This is a genomic window from Nocardioides taihuensis (assembly GCF_042657275.1).
Lineage (GTDB): Bacteria > Actinomycetota > Actinomycetes > Propionibacteriales > Nocardioidaceae > Nocardioides > Nocardioides taihuensis.
Genome location: NZ_JBHSKD010000024.1, coordinates 100,872 through 117,485 on the forward strand (window position 1 = coordinate 100,872; position 16,614 = coordinate 117,485).

The window sequence follows — 16,614 nt, forward strand, 5'->3', positions numbered from 1 at the left end:
TGCGAGACTAGGGGCATGGAACCCCTCCCCGGCCAGGTGATCACCGTCTCCGCTCGCGGCTGCGACCGGACGCCGACGCGTACGCCGACCACGCGGCGCGGATCTCCGCGCTCGCCCGCACCATGCCGGGCTATGTGGAGCACAAGGGCTTCACCGCCGAGGACGGCGAGCGCGTGACGGTGGTGACCTTCGCCGACCGCGCCTCCCACGAGGCGTGGGCCCGTCACCCCGAGCACCGCGAGGCGCAGCGCGCCGGGCTGCGCGACTACTACGAGGAGTACTCGATCGCCGTCGGCGAGGTCGACCGCGCGAGCGCGTGGACCCGGTCCGCGCTACCATGAGCGGCATGCGGAGGACCCTGCTCCTTACCTAGCCGCGTCGGTGCGCACACCTCGACGCGGCTGCCCCTCGTGCCTGAGGGGCTTTTTTGTGCCCCGAGCAGATTCCGCCCTTCGACAGAGCTGAGAGAGACGAGATGAGCGAGCAGAACGCCGCCGAGGCCCGCGAGACCTACGACGTGGCGGCCGTCGAGGCCCGGTGGCTGCCGGTGTGGGAGGAGCTGCAGCCCTTCCGCGCCGACGACGACAGCCCCCGCGAGAAGCGCTACGCGCTGACGATGTTCCCCTACCCGAGCGGCGACCTGCACATGGGTCACGCCGAGGTGTTCTCGCTGCACGACGTCGTGGCGCGCTACTGGTGGCAGCGCGGCTACGAGGTGCTGAACCCGATGGGCTTCGACTCCTTCGGCCTGCCCGCGGAGAATGCCGCGATCCGCAACGACGAGCACCCCGCGACCTACACCTACGGCAACATCCAGACCTCGATCGAGTCGTGCAAGCACCTGGCGACGTCGTTCGACTGGAGCCGCACCTTCAACACCTCCGACCCGGAGTACTACCGCTGGACCCAGTGGCTGTTCCTGAAGCTGCGCGAGCAGGGCCTGGCCTACCGCAAGAAGTCGCCGGTCAACTGGTGCCCCAACGACCAGACCGTGCTGGCCAACGAGCAGGTCGTGCAGGGCATGTGCGAGCGCTGCGGCGCGGAGGTCACCAAGCGCGACCTGACCCAGTGGTACTTCCGGATCACGAACTACGCCCAGGAGCTGCTGGACGACCTGGACGTGCTGGCGCCGACCTGGCCCGACCGCGTGGTCACCGCGCAGCGCAACTGGATCGGGCGCTCGGAGGGCGCGCACGTCGACTTCGCCGTGCCCGGCCGCGACGAGCCGCTGACGGTGTACACGACGCGGCCCGACACGCTGTTCGGCGCGACGTTCATGGTGGTCGCCGCCGATGCTGCCCTGGCCCAGGAGCTGGTGACCGAGGAGCAGGCGCCGGCGCTGGCGTCGTACCTGGAGGAGGTGCGCAAGGCCTCCGAGATCGACCGCCTGGCCACCGACCGGCCCAAGACCGGCGTCTACCTGGGCGTCGACGCGGTCAACCCGGTCAACGGTGAGGCCATCCCGATCTGGGCCGCCGACTACGTGCTGGCCGACTACGGCACGGGCGCGATCATGGCCGTGCCCGCGCAGGACCAGCGCGACTGGGACTTCGCCACCAGGTTCGACCTGCCGATCGTGCGCACCGTGCAGCCGCCCGAGGGCTGGGAGGGTGAGGCGTACGTCGGCGACGGGCCGGCGGTGAACTCCGCCAACGACTCGGTGTCGCTGGACGGCATGGGCGTCGACGAGGCCAAGCGCACGATCATCGCGTGGCTGGAGGAGCGCGGCGTCGGGCGCGGCACGGTGAACTTCCGGCTGCGCGACTGGCTGCTGTCGCGGCAGCGCTTCTGGGGCCCGCCGATCCCGATCGTGCACTGCGACACGTGCGGCGAGGTGGCGGTGCCCGAGGACCAGCTGCCGGTCCGGCTGCCTGAGGACCTGAAGGGCGCGGACCTGAAGCCCAAGGGCGTCTCGCCGCTGGCGGCCGCCGAGAACTGGGTCAACGTCGAGTGCCCGCAGTGCGGCGGCCCGGCCAAGCGTGACTCGGACACGATGGACACCTTCGTGGACTCGTCGTGGTACTTCCTGCGCTACTGCTCGCCGCACGACGACCACCAGGCCTTCGACACCGACCTGGTCAACGCCTGGGGTCCGTGCGACATCTACATCGGCGGCGTGGAGCACGCCGTGCTGCACCTGATGTACGCCCGCTTCGTGACCAAGGCGCTGGCGGACATGGGCCTGGTCGGCTTCCGCGAGCCCTTCGCGGCCCAGCTGAACCAGGGCTTCGTGATCAACCGTGGCAAGAAGATGAGCAAGTCGCTGGGCAACGGCGTCAGTCTGGGGGAGCAACTACGCGAGTACGGCGTGGACGCGATCCGGCTGACCTTGGTCTTCGCGGGGCCGCCGGAGGACGACATCGACTGGGCGGAGATGTCGCCGAGCGGGTCGCTGAAGTTCCTGCAGCGGGCGTGGCGGCTGAGCGGCGACGTGACGTCGGCGCCCGGCACCGACCCGACGACCGGGGACGTCGGCCTGCGGCGGGTCACCCACAAGACCGTGCACGAGTGCGGGGGCCTGATCGAGTCGCACCGCTTCAACGTCGCCGTCGCGCGGACCATGGAGCTGGTGAACGCCACCCGCAAGGCGATCGACAGCGGCTGCGGCCCCGCCGACCCCGCGGTGCGCGAGGCGGTCGAGGCCGTGGCGGTCCTGCTGTCGCTGGTCACGCCGTACGTCGCGGAGGAGATGTGGCAGCGGCTGGGGCACGAGCCCACCGTCGCCCGCGCCGGATGGCCGGTCGTCGACGAGGCGCTGCTGGTCGAGGAGTCGGTGACCGCGGTCGTGCAGGTGCAGGGCAAGGTGCGCGGTCGGCTGGAGGTGTCGCCCGACATCTCCGAGTCCGACCTGGAGGCACTGGCACTGGCCGATGCGGCTGTCGTGCGTGCCATCGACGGCCGGCCGGTGCGCAAGGTGATCACCCGCGCGCCGAAGCTGGTCAACGTGGTGGTCTGAGCGCCAGCACCTCGTAGGTGTGCCAGTGCTTGGCGACGCCGAGGGCGGTCGGGCGGTCTTCCTCTGCCTCGTCGAGCTCGAGCACCTCGAGCCCGTCGAGCATCTCCTCGAGCTGGGCACGGGTGACGGTGGTGACGCCGGGCTCACCGGTCCAGTCGTCGCGGTCGCCGAAGATCGTCACGGCGAGCACGCCGCCCGGCACGAGCGCGCCCCGGGCGCCGGCCCAGGCCGCGGCGAGGTCGTCGGCGAAGGGGAGCGCGAAGCAGCTGAGGACGAGGCGGGAGGCGGGCAGGTCGACGGCAGAGAGCTCCGCACGGCGGGCCTCGACCCGGTGCGGCTCCACCCGGCCCTCGGCGACCAGGGCCTCGAGCAGCGCGCGGGTGCGTCGTACGCCGTCGGCGGAGCCGTCGACTGCGAGGACCCGCCACCCGGCGGCCGCCAGCGCGGCCGCCTCGGTGCCGTCGCCGCAGCCGAGGTCGACGGCGTGGTCGTCGGCCGAGGGCGGCCCGGTGACGGTCATGGCCCGCGCCAGCAGGGGCCGCGGCTCGCGGCCGGCGAGGGCGTCGTAGTAGGCGGGCCAGGCGTCGTCCACCTGCCGCACGCTAGGGCATGACGTGCCCTCGGCGCCGGACAGTGGCGGTGACCGGGGCGTCCTGTCGCTAACCTGCGCTCGTGCCCCGGATCGCCCTCGTCACCGACTCGACGGCCTCGCTGCCCGAGGACGTCGTCGCCGAGCGCGGGATCACGGTCGTGCCGGTGCAGGTGGTGATCGGCGCTGCGGTGCACGACGAGGGCTCGGAGGGGGCGACGCCGGAGACGGTGGCCGCCGCGCTGCGTGACTTCCGCCCGGTGAGCACCTCCCGACCCGCGCCGGCGCGGATGCTCGCGGCCTACGAACAGGCCGCGGCCGACGGGGCCGACGTGGTGCTGTCGGTGCACCTGTCCGGCGAGATGAGCGGGACCTTCGAGTCCGCGCAGCTCGCGGCCCAGCAGGCGTCGGTGCCGGTCGTGACCGTCGACAGCCGCCAGGTCGGGGTCGCGACGGGGTACGCCGTGCTGGCCGCCGCCGACGTGGTGGACGCGGGCGGCACGGTCGAGGAGGCCGCCACCGCCGCGCGCGAGCGGGCTGCCGCGAGCGCCTCGCTGTTCTACGTCGACACGCTGGAGTACCTGCGCCGCGGGGGCCGGATCGGTGCGGCTGCCGCACTCTTCGGCGGTGCGCTCGCCGTGAAGCCGCTGCTCCAGATCGCCGACGGCAGGGTCGCGACGGTCGAGAAGGTGCGCACGGCGGCGCGCGCGCTGGCTCGCCTCGAGGAGCTGGCCGTGGCCGCGGCCGGGGAGGCCGAGGTCGACGTCTGCGTCTCCCACCTGGCCAGCCCCGAACGGGCCGCGCAGCTGGCGAGCAACCTCGGCGAGCGGCTCGAGGGGCAGCTCGCGGGCGAGGTGTGGTGCAGCGAGCTGGGCGCGGTGCTCGGCGCGCACGTGGGGCCGGGAATGCTGGCCGTCTGCGTGGCCCCGCGGGTCTGAGTCCGCCCGACGGCCCGCGAGACGTCCACAGGGGCGTCCCGTGACCGCACTGTCCACAGGTCGCCCGGCACGGGCCGCCGGGCGAGGGCGCGGCTGCCTAGCGTCGCGGTCATGAGCAGTCGACGACCACGCCCGGCGCACCAGGAGGCGGTGCAGCGCCGTCTCGCCCTGCTCAGCGCAGAGCTGGCCGGCCTGCGCGACGAGACGGCCGACGACGACGTGGTGGGCGGTCGGTCGGGCGGCCGCGGCGGCCCGGGCGGCGCGGGGGGTCGCCCGGACCGGCCCGCCGACCCGGTGCTCGAGCACACGCGGGTGGCGTCCTCACGGCGGGCAGCAGTGGTGCTCGCTCCTCCGCCCCACCCGGCCGCACCGGACGGGTCGGACGGGTCGGACGGTGCGGATGAGGGCCCACGGGCCCTGCCGGTGCCCGGCCGGCACGCGGCCCGGCGGCCGGGCACCTGCGCGACGCTGGTGCCGGCGACGCTGCGGGGGCGTTTCGCACTGAGCCCGGCGACCCTCGCGCTGGTCGCGGTGCTGGCGGCTGTCGGTCTGGCCGTGACCTGCTGGGTCGTGGTGCGGGCCGACGCCCGCCCCCTCGCGGCACCCCGCCTGTCCAGCGGCGGGCTCGCCACCCCCGTCGTGCCGGCCACGCCGGCCGAGGCGGTCGTGGCCGGGAGCGGCACCGCCTCCGCGGGCGCGGGTGGGGCGATGTCGGGCCCGGCCGCGGGGCAGGTCACGGTCGACGTCGCCGGGAGGGTGCGGCGACCGGGGATCGTCGTGCTGCCAGCCGGCTCCCGGGTGGTCGACGCCCTCGAGGCCGCGGGCGGGGCGCGGCCCCATGTCGACCTCTCCTCGCTCAACCTCGCCCGGCTGCTCACCGACGGCGAGCAGATCGTGGTCGCCGTGGGTGCACCCGTCGGGGCGGCCGGCCCCGTGCCCACCTCGACGGCCGCGCCGCCGACCGGCGCCGCGCTGGTCAACCTCAACACCGCCGACGAGTCCCAGCTCGACACCCTGCCCGAGGTGGGCCCGGTCACTGCGGGCGCCATCGTCGCCTGGCGGACCGAGCACGGCGGGTTCACGGCGGTCGAGGAGCTGCTCGAGGTCGACGGCATCGGCGACGCGACGCTCGCGCAGATCGCGCCCTACGTGACGGTGTGACGTGGGCCCGCCGGAGGAGTCGACGAGGTCGCCGCCGTCGGGGTTGCTGCCCGACCTGCGGGTGCCGCTCCTGGCGCTCGCGGCCTGGGCAGGTGGGCTCGCGGGCTACCTGCTGCCGGCGCCGGGGGTGCTGGCAGGTGCCGTGGCCGCCGGGCTGGTGCTGCTCGGTCGTGGTCGGCGGTGGCGCGCCGGGCGGCGCTGGACGGCGACCGGGCTGCTGCTGGCCTTCCTCGCGGTGTGGGTGGGGGCCGTGGCGCGGCAGTCCCAGGCGGAGCAGAGCCCGCTGGGGGTGCTGGCCGACGAGGGGGCCGCCGTGACGGTGGTGCTCACGGTGACCACCGACCCCCGGGCGTTCGACGGCGGTCACGGCACGCCGGGCGTGCTGGCGCGCGGGACGGTCACCGAGGTCACGGGGCGCGGGGAGACCCACCGGCTACGGGCGGCGGTGCTGGTGCTCGGTGGGCCGGAGTGGGCCGGCGTCCGGTTGGGCAGCACGGTGCGGGCGACCGGCCTCGTGCAGCCGGCGGACGGCGAGGGGCTGGCCGCGGTCCTGTCGACGCGCACCGCGCCGGAGGTGCTCGCCGGTCCGGGGCTGTGGTGGCGGGCGGCCGACGCCGTGCGCGACTCGCTGCGCGACTCGGTGGCGCACCGGCCCGACGACCAACGAGCCCTGGTGCCGGCGCTGGTCGCTGGTGACGACGGCGGCCTCGACCCGGAGGTGGCCGAGGACTTCCGGCGCACCGGCCTGACCCACCTGCTCGCGGTCTCCGGCACCAACCTGACCCTGGTCGTGGGCTTCGTGCTGCTGCTCGCGCGCTGGCTCGGCGTGCGCGGCCGGTGGCTCGTGGTGGTGGGGGCGGCCGGGATCGCGGGTTTCGTCCTGGTCGCGCGCACCGAGCCGAGCGTGCTGCGGGCGGCCGCGATGGGGACCGTCGGGCTGCTGGCGCTCGGGCGCGACGGGCGCCGGCGGGGCACACGGGGGTTGGGTGTGGCCGTGGTCGGCCTGCTGCTGGTCGACCCGGGGCTGGCGCTGACGGCGGGGTTCGCGCTCTCGGTGGTGGCGACGGCGGGGATCCTGCTGCTGGCGCCCGGGTGGCGCGACGCCCTGCGCCGGTGGCTCCCGGGCTGGGCGGCCGATGCGGTCGCGGTGCCGACCGCGGCGCAGCTGGCCTGCACGCCGCTGGTGGCCGCGCTGTCGGGTCAGGTGAGTCTCGTCGCCGTGGTCGCCAACCTGCTCGCCGCGCCGGCGGTGGCACCGGCCACGGTGCTCGGCCTGGCAGGGGCTCTGCTCGGGCTGCTCTGGGGGCCCGCCGGCACCGTCGCCGGGACGCTGGCGTCGTGGTGCGTGGCCTGGATCGTGCTGGTGGCCCGGGTCGGCGCCGACCTGCCGGGTGCGGCCGTCGGGTGGGGGACCGGCGCGCTCGCGCTCGCCCTGCTCACCGGTCTGTGCCTGGTGGTCGCGCTGGCGGGGCCGTTCCTCGTGCGGCGTCGTTCGACCGGGACCGCGTGCGCGGCCCTGCTGGTGGTGGTCGTGCTGGTGCGGCCCCCGAGCCCAGGGTGGCCGCCGGCGGGGTGGGTGGTGGCGGCGTGCGACGTGGGGCAGGGTGACGCCCTGGTGCTGCGCGCAGGGCCGGGCTCGGCCGTGGTCGTGGACGCCGGCCCCGACCCCGCGGCCGTCGACGACTGCCTGCACCGCCTCGACGTCACCGAGGTGCCGCTGGTCGTGCTGACCCACTTCCACGCCGACCACGTCGACGGCCTGCCGGCGGTGCTGTCCGGGCGGGGGCCGACCGAGGTCGACGTGACCTCGCTGGCCGACCCCGTCGCCGGTGCGCAGACGGTGGCGGAGGAGGCCGACGAGGCGGGCGCGGCGGTGCGGGTCGCGTCGTACGGCGAGACCCGCACCGTCGGCGACGTCACGCTCCAGGTGCTCGCGCCGGGGCCGGGCCCGCCGCGACTGTGGGCGGGAGACGACAGCGCTCCCAACGACGCCAGCGTGGTGCTGCTCGCCGAGGTCGACGGCGTCCGGGTGCTGCTGCCGGGCGACCTCGAGGCCGGCGGGCAGGCCGCCCTGGCCCAGGCCTGGCCCGGTCTGGCCGTCGACGTGCTCAAGGTGCCCCACCACGGCAGCCGCTACCAGGACCTGCCGTTCCTGACCGGGCTGGGCGCCCCGGTCGCCCTGGTGAGCGTGGGGGCCGACAACGACTACGGGCACCCGGCGAGCTCGACGGTGAACGCCCTCGAGGGTGCGGGCGCGCAGGTGCTGCGCACCGACCTCGACGGCGACCTCGCGGTCGTGGTCGACGACGGTGGGCTCGGCACGGTGACCGAGCGCTGAGGCGTCCGCGGCCCTCGCCGCCGCTGTCCGCGGCGTGTGCGAGGCTGGCCCCACCATGGCCGCCACCGCCCCGTCCACCCGCTCCTCCGCGCCCGCTCCCGACGAGGTCCTGGGGCGGGTCACGCTGATCACCGGCAAGGAGGAGTTCCTCGGCGAGCGGGTCGTGGCCGGGGTCCGCGAGGCCTGTCGGGCCCACGACCCCGAGGCCGAGCTGTCCGAGACGCAGGCCTCCGAGCTCACCATGGCCACCCTCGGCGAGATGGCCGCGCCGTCGCTCTTCTCGAGCACCCGCTGCGTGGTGATCCGCCAGCTGGAGGACCTGCCCGACGAGTCGGTCGACGGCCTGCTGTCCTACGCCGCCGACCCCGCCGAGGACGTCGCCCTGGTGCTCGTGCACGGCGGCGGGCAGAAGGGCTCCGGCGTGCTCACCAAGCTGCGCAAGGTCAAGTCGGTCGTCGAGCACCGGTCGGCCGAGCTCAAGCCGTCGGAGGTCGCCGGGTTCGTCGCGGCCGAGGTGCGCCGCCACGGGGGGCGGATCGACCGCGAGGCGGCCGACGTGCTGGTGGAGTCGATCGGGCGCGACCTGCGGGCCCTGTCGGGCGCCGCGCAGCAGCTGGTCGAGGACTTCCCGGGCGAGACGCTCACCGAGGACCGCGTGAAGCAGTACTTCGGCGGGCGGGCCGAGGTGAAGTCGTTCGCCGTCGCCGACCTCGCCTTCGCGGGGCAGCGGGCGCCCGCGCTCGAGGCCTTGCGCTGGGGGCTCGACACCGGCCTCGAGCCCGTGCTGGTCACCAGTGCCTTCGCCGGCAGCGCCCGGGCGCTGGCCCGCTACCTCGGCGCGAGCTCGAGCATGCGCGACAACGAGCTGGCGGCCCTGCTCGGCGTGCCGCCCTGGAAGATCCGCACGATCCGTGACCAGGCCCGCTCGTGGACGGCGCCCGGCGTGGCCCGGGCGATCCGGGTGATCGCGCAGGCCGATGCCGACATCAAGGGCGCCGCGCACGACGCGTCGTACACCCTGGAGCGGATGGTGCTGACCATCACCGGCCTGCGCCACGGCCACTGAGCGCGACCCGACCCCGAAATGACGCTGACCCGCCGTTAACTAACGGCGGGTCAGCGTGAAGTGCGTGGCCTCAGAGGGAGGCGGCCTTCTTGGCGATCGCGGACTTGCGGTTCGCGGCCTGGTTCTTGTGGATGACACCCTTCGAGGCGGCCTTGTCGAGCTTGCGCGAGGCGTCGCGGGCAGCGGCCACGGCGGCGTCCTTGTCGCCGGCCTCGGCGGCCTCACGGAACTTGCGCACGGCCGTCTTCAGGGCGGACTTGACCGACTTGTTGCGCTCGTGCCGGACGATGTTCTGCCGGTTGCGCTTGATCTGGGACTTGATGTTCGCCACTTACTGCGCCTTCGTCGTAGGTGTGTGGAGTGCTGGTCGAGAAGCCTGTGATGTGGTCGGCGCAGGCGGCGCCAGACCGACGAGCAAGACTAGCAGCGCCCCGCGGAGCCGCCCAAATCCGCCGGTCACCGCCACCCCCGGCGTTCGCAGAGCCAGTCCCAGCACACCTGTCCCTGCCAGCGCTGGTGCTCGCGGATGAAGGGCGACGACCGCGGCACCGGCTCGTCGGCCTGGCGGAGGAAGTAGCCGGTGACGAGCGCCAGCACCGCGTCGACGTGCTCGCGCGGCACGTCGCGCAGCAGCGGGCGCCCGGCGATCACGGTCTCGACGTCGACCCCGTCGCCACGCGGGCCGATGAGCAGGAAGACGGAGTCGAGCCAGGCGGCGCCCGCGGTCGGCCAGTTCCAGTCGCAGAACCACACCTTGCCGGCGCCGTCGATGAGCACGTTGTCGTCCCGGACGTCGGTGTGCACGACCGTGTCGCCCGCGCAGCCCTCGGCGAACCCCGCGGCCAGGGCCGCCGCCTCCTCGAGGTGCGGCAGGTCGGGCTGCGTGGTTCGCAGGTGGTCCCAGAACGACGGCCAGTCGGCCAGCTCGTCGACGAAGGCGTCGAGCCCGAGCCCCTCCGGCGCCGGCGTCAGCTGCTCGGCCACCATGGCCAGGGCGTCCAGGCAGGCGCCCAGGTCGTCCGCGTCCCACGGCCGGGCGGGGTGACGCGCCTCGACGTGCTCCACGCCGAGCACGACCCAGTCGTCGTCGAGGAACCAGAGCAGGCGCGGGGCGGCGACCTCCGGAGGTAGGGCTGCCAGCTTGCGGGCCTCCTCGCGGTAGGAGTCGGCGAACATCCGCTGCGCCTTCACCGACGCGGCCTTCACGAAGTGCCGGCTGCCGTCCTCGCAGGTGAGGACCGACGCGAAGCCCGGGGTGAAGCCGGCACCCTGCGACACCGCCTCGACCACCGGGGAGCCGCAGTGCCGCTCGACGTAGGCACGCAGGTTCGGCGGGAGGTGGGGCCACTCCAGGCGCCGGGCGGTGCGGCCGGACGGGACCGGGTAGGCACGGGAGGTGGGGGCGGGCGACGTCACGGCTCCATCCTCGCGGCACCGCGACGCAACGGGCGAACGGTTTGCCGCGCGTCGTGCGGGTACCGGGCCTCGTGCGGGGATTCCCGCACGAGGAGAGGGGGAGTCGTGGACGACACGCACGAGGTGCTGGGGGCCGAGCAGGAGGGGTGGGTCGCGCTCGCGGACAACCCGGTGCGGGCGACCGCGTTCTGGGAGCACCACCTCGACGACGAGGTGCTGTTCCTGCTGCCCGGCGGGGTGCGGATCGACGAGCGCGACGCAGCGCTCGAGGCCATGGCCGGCCCGCCCTGGTCGTCGTACCGGCTCGACGACCTGCGCGCGCTCCGGCTCGCGGACGGCGTCGTCGTGGTGGGGTACGCCGTGAGCGCGCGGCGCGAGGCCGGGTCGCCGTACGACGCGCTGGTGTCGAGCACCTGGGTCTGGCGCCCGGGCGGCTGGCGGCTGAGCGTGCACCAGCAGACGCCGGCCTGAGCCGACGCGCTCCGCGGCGGACCGCCGCCGGGCGCCCGTGGCGCCACGGGGATGCGGGAGCCCGGTGCCCTGCATGGGAGGATGGGCGCCCGCACCGAGACCGTCCGACACCCGTCCGAGAGAGCACGTGCCCACGACGACTGCGCCGCAGCCCGGCCACACCGATCCCGCGATCATCCGCAACTTCTGCATCATCGCGCACATCGACCACGGCAAGTCGACCCTCGCCGACCGGATGCTGCAGCTGACCGGGGTGGTCGACGAGCGGAGCGCGCGTGCGCAGTACCTCGACCGCATGGACATCGAGCGCGAGCGCGGCATCACGATCAAGAGCCAGGCGGTCCGGATGCCGTGGACGGTGCCGGCCGACAACGACGCGGGCGCCGAGCCCGGCACCTACGTGCTCAACATGATCGACACGCCCGGCCACGTCGACTTCACCTACGAGGTGTCCCGCTCGCTCGAGGCCTGCGAGGCCGCCGTGCTGCTGGTCGACGCCGCCCAGGGCATCGAGGCGCAGACGCTGGCCAACCTCTACCTCGCGATGGGCGCCGACCTCCAGATCATCCCGGTGCTCAACAAGATCGACCTGCCCAGCGCCAACCCCGAGAAGTACGCCGCGGAGCTGGCCGGCCTGGTCGGCTGCGACCCGTCGGAGGTGCTGCAGGTCAGTGCCAAGACCGGCGCCGGCGTCGGGGCCCTGCTCAACGAGATCGTCCGGCAGACGCCGGCGCCCGTGGGCGACCCGGACGCCCCGGCCCGGGCGCTGATCTTCGACTCCGTCTACGACACCTACCGCGGCGTGGTCACCTACGTGCGCGTGATCGACGGCTCGCTGACCCACCGCGACCGGATCAAGATGATGTCGACCGGCGCCACCCACGAGATGCTCGAGATCGGCGTGATCAGCCCCGAGCAGGTCAAGGCCGGCGAGATCGGCGTCGGCGAGGTCGGCTACCTGATCACCGGCGTGAAGGACGTGCGCCAGTCGCGCGTCGGCGACACGGTCACCACCCAGACCCACGGGGCGACCGAGGCGCTCGGCGGCTACAAGCACCCCAACCCGATGGTGTACGCCGGTCTCTACCCGATCGACGGCGACCAGTTCGGCGACCTGCGCGAGGCGCTGGAGAAGCTCCAGCTCAACGACGCGGCACTCGCCTACGAGCCGGAGACCTCCGGGGCGCTCGGGTTCGGCTTCCGCTGCGGCTTCCTCGGCCTGCTGCACATGGAGATCACCCGCGACCGGCTCGAGCGCGAGTTCGACCTCGACCTGATCTCCACCGCGCCCAACGTCGTCTACCACGTGACGATGGAGGACGGCACCGAGCACGAGGTGACCAACCCCAGCGAGTACCCCGAGGGCAAGATCGCCGAGGTCCGCGAGCCGGTCGTCCGCGCGACGATCCTGAGCCCGTCGGAGTTCATCGGCACGATCATGGAGCTCTGCCAGGGCAAGCGCGGCAACCTCCTCGGCATGGACTACCTCTCCGAGGACCGCGTCGAGATGCGCTACACGCTGCCGATGGGCGAGATCGTCTTCGACTTCTTCGACCAGCTGAAGTCGCGCACCAAGGGCTACGCCTCGCTCGACTACGAGCGCTCCGGCGAGCAGGCCGCCGACCTGGTGAAGGTCGACATCCTGCTCCAGGGCGAGCCGGTCGACGCGTTCTCCGCGATCGTGCACAAGGACGCGGCGTACGCGTACGGCGTGATGATGGCCGGCAAGCTCAAGGAGCTGATCCCGCGCCAGCAGTTCGAGGTGCCGATCCAGGCCGCCATCGGCGCCCGCGTGATCGCCCGCGAGAACATCCGCGCGATCCGCAAGGACGTGCTCGCCAAGTGCTACGGCGGCGACATCACGCGCAAGCGCAAGCTGCTGGAGAAGCAGAAGGAGGGCAAGAAGCGGATGAAGATGGTCGGCCGCGTCGAGGTCCCCCAGGAGGCGTTCGTCGCCGCCCTCTCCAACGACGGCGCCGGCAGCTCGATCGACAAGAGCAAGAAGTAGCCGCTCGGTCCGGTTGTCACCCGGGCCGTTCCCACCCGCCTGTCACAGTCGGCGACGTGCGACTCGACCTCCCTCCCTCCGTGCTGGCCTTCGGCGCACGAGGACCGCGCTGGCAGGCCTTCGTCGACGGGCTGCCCCGGCTGCTCGACGACCTGGTCGCCGAGTGGGAGCTGACCCCGACCGGCGAGGTGTGGTCGGGGTACGCCTCCGTCGTCCTGCCCGTACGGCGCGCTGCCGGCGGCGAGGCGCAGGACGCTGTGCTCAAGGTGACCTTCCCCGAGGACGAGGAGACCGAGCACGAGCCGCTCGCGCTGCAGCACTGGCACGGGCGCGGCGCGGTGCTCCTTCTCCGGGCCGACCCGCACCGCCGGGCGATGCTGCTCGAGCGGCTGCACCGCCGCGACCTCAACGCGCTCGACCCGCTCGACGCGTGCGAGGTCGTCGCCGGCCTCTACCCGAGCCTGCACGTGCCGGCCCCGCCGCAGCTGCGCTCGTTCACCGGCTACCTCAACCGGTGGCGGGAGCCGCTCGCCGACCTGCCCCGTGACGCGCCGGTGCCGCGGCGCATGGTCGAGCAGGCGCTGTCGCTGCTGCGCGACCTGACCGGCGACCCCGCGAGCACCGGCACCGTGCTCCACCACGACCTCCACTACCAGAACGTGCTGGCCGGCGAACGCGAGCCGTGGCTCGCGATCGACCCGCAGGCGATGTCGGGCGACCCGCACGCGGAGCCGGCCCCGATGCTGTGGAACCGCTGGGACGAGCTGGTCGGCCCGGGCGCCGGCGACGTCCGCACGGGCCTGCGCGCCCGGTTCCACACGATCGTCGACGCCGCCGGCCTCGACGAGGACCGCGCCCGGGCGTGGGTCGTCGTCCGCATGGTCGTCAACGCCTACTGGTCGATCGAGGACGCCGAGCGCCTCGGCCGCCTGCTCGACGCCGACGAGCGCGACTGGATCACCCGCTGCGTGGCCGTCGTCAAAGCAGTGCAGGACTGAGCCCGCCGGGTGCGATGATCCACCGGTGACCCCCGTGCTGCGCTCCGTCCACGTCGGCCGCCCCCGCGACCGCGACTTCGCGGCGCTGGGCCGCACCAGCATCCAGAAGAGATGCGTCGACGGGCCGGTCGTGGTCCGCCGGCTGGGGCTCGACGGCGACCAGGTCACCGACGTCCGGCACCACGGCGGCGTCGACAAGGCGGTCTACGCCTTCGCCCGGGAGGACCTCGACCACTGGGGCGAGGTGCTGGGCCAGCACGTCCCGGACGGCCACTTCGGCGAGAACCTCACCACCGTCGGCATCGACGTCAACGAGGCCGAGGTCGGCGAGCGGTGGGAGGTCGGCGGCGCGCTGCTCGAGGTGGCGTCGGTGCGGACTCCCTGCAACGACTTCAAGGGCTGGCTGCGCCACACCGGCTACGACGCCACCGCCTGGGTGAAGCGGTTCGCCGCCACCGGGCGGCCCGGGCCCTACCTGCGCGTCCTCGCGGAGGGGCCGGTGCAGGCCGGCGACGAGATCGAGGTGGTCCACCGGCCGGGCCACGGCGTCACGGTGACCACCATGTTCCGCGCGCTCACGACCGACCGGCACCTGCTGCCCGAGCTGCTCCTGGTCGACGGGCTGGTCGACGAGGCCCGCCGCACCGCGGAGAGGTACGTCGCGGCAGCGGGCTGACCGGAGCACCTGCGCGCCACCGGTCTTGACCGGTGAACGGTCGTGGGACGCGCGGCATCCGGAATCGTGGGACCGGCTACCGGTCCGTAACCCTGTGTTCTAGGTTACTGGTCAGGACCCCCGGCGACCCGGCACCGGGCGTCACCCGACCATGCGCGCAGGAGTGTCATGCCCGTCATCCGAGACACCGCCTTCCTCGACCAGCTCGCGGACAACGTCGCCGTGCAGTTCCACGACCGGGTCGCCGCGTCGCCCGACGCCGAGGCCTACCGCTACCCGCGGGGCGAGTCGTGGGAGTCGGTGACCTGGCGCGAGACCGGCATCGAGGTCGGCCGCCTCGCCGCGGGCCTGCTCTCGCTCGGCCTGGAGATGGAGCAGCGGGTCGGCATCGCGGCGAACACCAGGTACGAGTGGATCCTCGCTGACCTCGCGATCATGTGCGCCGGCTGCGCCACGACGACCGTCTACCCGAGCACCAACGCCGAGGACACGGCGTACATCCTCAGCGACTCCGAGTGCCGGGTGGTCTTCGCCGAGGACGACGAGCAGATCGCCAAGCTCCGCGACCACAAGGCCGAGCTGCCCCACCTGGCGAAGGTCGTCACCTTCGACGGCACCACCGACGGTGACTGGGTGATCGGCATGGACGACCTGGCCGCACTGGGCGAGGCCTACCTCGCCGAGCACCCGGGTGCTGTCGAGGACACCGCCGCGGCGATCAAGCCCGACCAGCTCGCCACCCTGATCTACACCTCCGGCACCACCGGCCGCCCCAAGGGCGTGCGGCTGCGCCACCAGTCCTGGGTCTACGAGGGCGCGGCGATCAAGGTCCAGGACATCCTGCACGAGGACGACCTGCAGTTCCTGTGGCTGCCGATGGCGCACTCCTTCGGCAAGGTGCTGCTCTCGACCCAGCTCGCGTGCGGGTTCGCGACCGCGATCGACGGGCGCGTCGACAAGATCGTCGACAACCTCGCCGTGGTGCAGCCGACCTTCATGGGCGCGGCCCCCCGCATCTTCGAGAAGGCGCACGGCCGGATCGTGACCATGCAGGCCTCCGAGGGCGGCGTGAAGGAGAAGCTGTTCAACCAGGCCTTCAAGGTCGGCCTCAAGGTCGACCAGCTCAGCCGTGAGGGCAAGTCGGTCCCGCTGCCGCTCAAGCTCCAGCACGGTCTGTTCGACAAGCTGGTCTTCAGCAAGGTGCGCGAGCGCTTCGGCGGCCGCGTCCGCTTCTTCATCTCCGGTGCCGCGGCGCTGAACCGCGACATCGCCGAGTGGTTCCATGCCGCCGGCATCGTGATCCTCGAGGGCTACGGCCTCACCGAGACCTCGGCCGGCTCGTTCGTCAACCACCCCGAGGACTACCGCTTCGGCACCGTCGGCCCGGTCTTCCCCGGCAGTGAGGTCAAGCTCGGTGACGGCGACGAGATCCTGATCAAGGGCCCCGGCGTCATGGACGGCTACCACAACCTCCCCGAGGAGACCGCGAAGACGCTGACCGAGGACGGCTGGCTGCGCACCGGCGACAAGGGCAGCCTCGACAGCGACGGCTACCTGCAGATCACCGGCCGGATCAAGGAGCTCTTCAAGACCTCCGGCGGCAAGTACATCGCCCCGCCGATGATCGAGTCGAAGTTCAAGGCGATCTGCCCCTACGCCAGCCAGTTCATGGTCTTCGGCAACGAGCGCAACTACTGCGTCGCGCTGATCACCCTCGACCCCGACGCGATGGCGGGCTGGGCGGCCGAGAACGGCATGGAGGGCGCGTCGTACTCCGACATCGTGACCTCCTCGGCGGTCAAGGAGATGGTGAGCGGCTACGTCGACGAGCTCAACTCGCGGCTCAACCGCTGGGAGACCATCAAGAAGTGGGAGCTGCTCGACCACGACCTGACGGTCGAGTCGGGCGAGCTCACGCCGTCGATGAAGGTCAAGCGCAACGTCGTGGAGACCAACTACGCGGACAAGATCGAGGCCTTCTACGCGTCCTGACGGCC

The 16,614-nt window shown here is 73.3% G+C and carries 14 protein-coding genes; 11 read left to right on the forward strand and 3 right to left on the reverse strand.

Annotated elements, in window-relative coordinates:
- The first annotated feature begins 59 nt into the window (after positions 1–59).
- On the forward strand, positions 60–341 hold the full coding sequence (locus ACFPGP_RS17540) for an antibiotic biosynthesis monooxygenase family protein (protein WP_378592134.1): 282 nt from the start codon (positions 60–62) through the stop codon (positions 339–341).
- 134 nt (positions 342–475) lie between these two features.
- Positions 476–2,956: a leucine--tRNA ligase gene (leuS, locus tag ACFPGP_RS17545; protein ID WP_378592096.1), complete on the forward strand. Its 2,481-nt coding sequence runs from the start codon at positions 476–478 to the stop codon at positions 2,954–2,956.
- Here leuS and ACFPGP_RS17550 read toward each other — a convergent pair.
- Positions 2,940–3,548, reverse strand: coding sequence for a class I SAM-dependent methyltransferase (locus tag ACFPGP_RS17550; RefSeq protein ID WP_378592097.1), 609 nt, complete (start codon positions 3,546–3,548; stop codon positions 2,940–2,942). The genes leuS and ACFPGP_RS17550 overlap by 17 nt on opposite strands.
- A gap of 80 nt (positions 3,549–3,628) precedes the next feature.
- Here ACFPGP_RS17550 and ACFPGP_RS17555 point away from each other — a divergent pair, with 80 nt between their 5' ends.
- The 4 genes from ACFPGP_RS17555 (at position 3,629) to holA (ending at position 9,048) form a co-directional block, all read left to right on the forward strand.
- Complete coding sequence (locus ACFPGP_RS17555) at positions 3,629–4,483, forward strand: DegV family protein (RefSeq protein WP_378592099.1); 855 nt, start codon at positions 3,629–3,631, stop codon at positions 4,481–4,483.
- A 111-nt stretch (positions 4,484–4,594) separates the two neighbouring features.
- Positions 4,595–5,644, forward strand: coding sequence for a ComEA family DNA-binding protein (locus ACFPGP_RS17560; protein WP_378592100.1), 1,050 nt, complete (start codon positions 4,595–4,597; stop codon positions 5,642–5,644).
- Position 5,645: 1 nt separating this feature from the next.
- The gene (locus ACFPGP_RS17565) at positions 5,646–7,982 is read left to right on the forward strand and encodes a ComEC/Rec2 family competence protein (protein ID WP_378592101.1); all 2,337 of its coding nucleotides are present in this window, start codon (positions 5,646–5,648) and stop codon (positions 7,980–7,982) included.
- Positions 7,983–8,037: 55 nt separating this feature from the next.
- Complete coding sequence (gene holA, locus ACFPGP_RS17570) at positions 8,038–9,048, forward strand: DNA polymerase III subunit delta (protein WP_378592102.1); 1,011 nt, start codon at positions 8,038–8,040, stop codon at positions 9,046–9,048.
- 70 nt (positions 9,049–9,118) lie between these two features.
- On the opposite strand, the gene rpsT is transcribed toward holA, so the two are convergent.
- Complete coding sequence (gene rpsT, locus ACFPGP_RS17575; RefSeq protein WP_378592103.1) at positions 9,119–9,379, reverse strand: 30S ribosomal protein S20; 261 nt, start codon at positions 9,377–9,379, stop codon at positions 9,119–9,121.
- A gap of 125 nt (positions 9,380–9,504) precedes the next feature.
- The gene (locus ACFPGP_RS17580; protein ID WP_378592105.1) at positions 9,505–10,464 is read right to left on the reverse strand and encodes a phosphotransferase; all 960 of its coding nucleotides are present in this window, start codon (positions 10,462–10,464) and stop codon (positions 9,505–9,507) included.
- A gap of 105 nt (positions 10,465–10,569) precedes the next feature.
- Here ACFPGP_RS17580 and ACFPGP_RS17585 point away from each other — a divergent pair, with 105 nt between their 5' ends.
- The 5 genes from ACFPGP_RS17585 (at position 10,570) to ACFPGP_RS17605 (ending at position 16,609) form a co-directional block, all read left to right on the forward strand.
- Complete coding sequence (locus ACFPGP_RS17585; protein WP_378592106.1) at positions 10,570–10,935, forward strand: DUF4440 domain-containing protein; 366 nt, start codon at positions 10,570–10,572, stop codon at positions 10,933–10,935.
- Between the two features lie 73 nt (positions 10,936–11,008).
- Positions 11,009–12,943: a translation elongation factor 4 gene (lepA, locus tag ACFPGP_RS17590; protein WP_378592107.1), complete on the forward strand. Its 1,935-nt coding sequence runs from the start codon at positions 11,009–11,011 to the stop codon at positions 12,941–12,943.
- A 56-nt stretch (positions 12,944–12,999) separates the two neighbouring features.
- On the forward strand, positions 13,000–13,941 hold the full coding sequence (locus tag ACFPGP_RS17595; protein ID WP_378592108.1) for an aminoglycoside phosphotransferase family protein: 942 nt from the start codon (positions 13,000–13,002) through the stop codon (positions 13,939–13,941).
- Positions 13,942–13,966: 25 nt separating this feature from the next.
- Positions 13,967–14,617 (forward strand): MOSC domain-containing protein, encoded by a 651-nt coding sequence (locus ACFPGP_RS17600; protein WP_378592110.1) that lies wholly within the window; start codon positions 13,967–13,969, stop codon positions 14,615–14,617.
- 168 nt (positions 14,618–14,785) lie between these two features.
- Positions 14,786–16,609: an AMP-dependent synthetase/ligase gene (locus ACFPGP_RS17605; RefSeq protein WP_378592111.1), complete on the forward strand. Its 1,824-nt coding sequence runs from the start codon at positions 14,786–14,788 to the stop codon at positions 16,607–16,609.
- Positions 16,610–16,614: the final 5 nt, after the last annotated feature.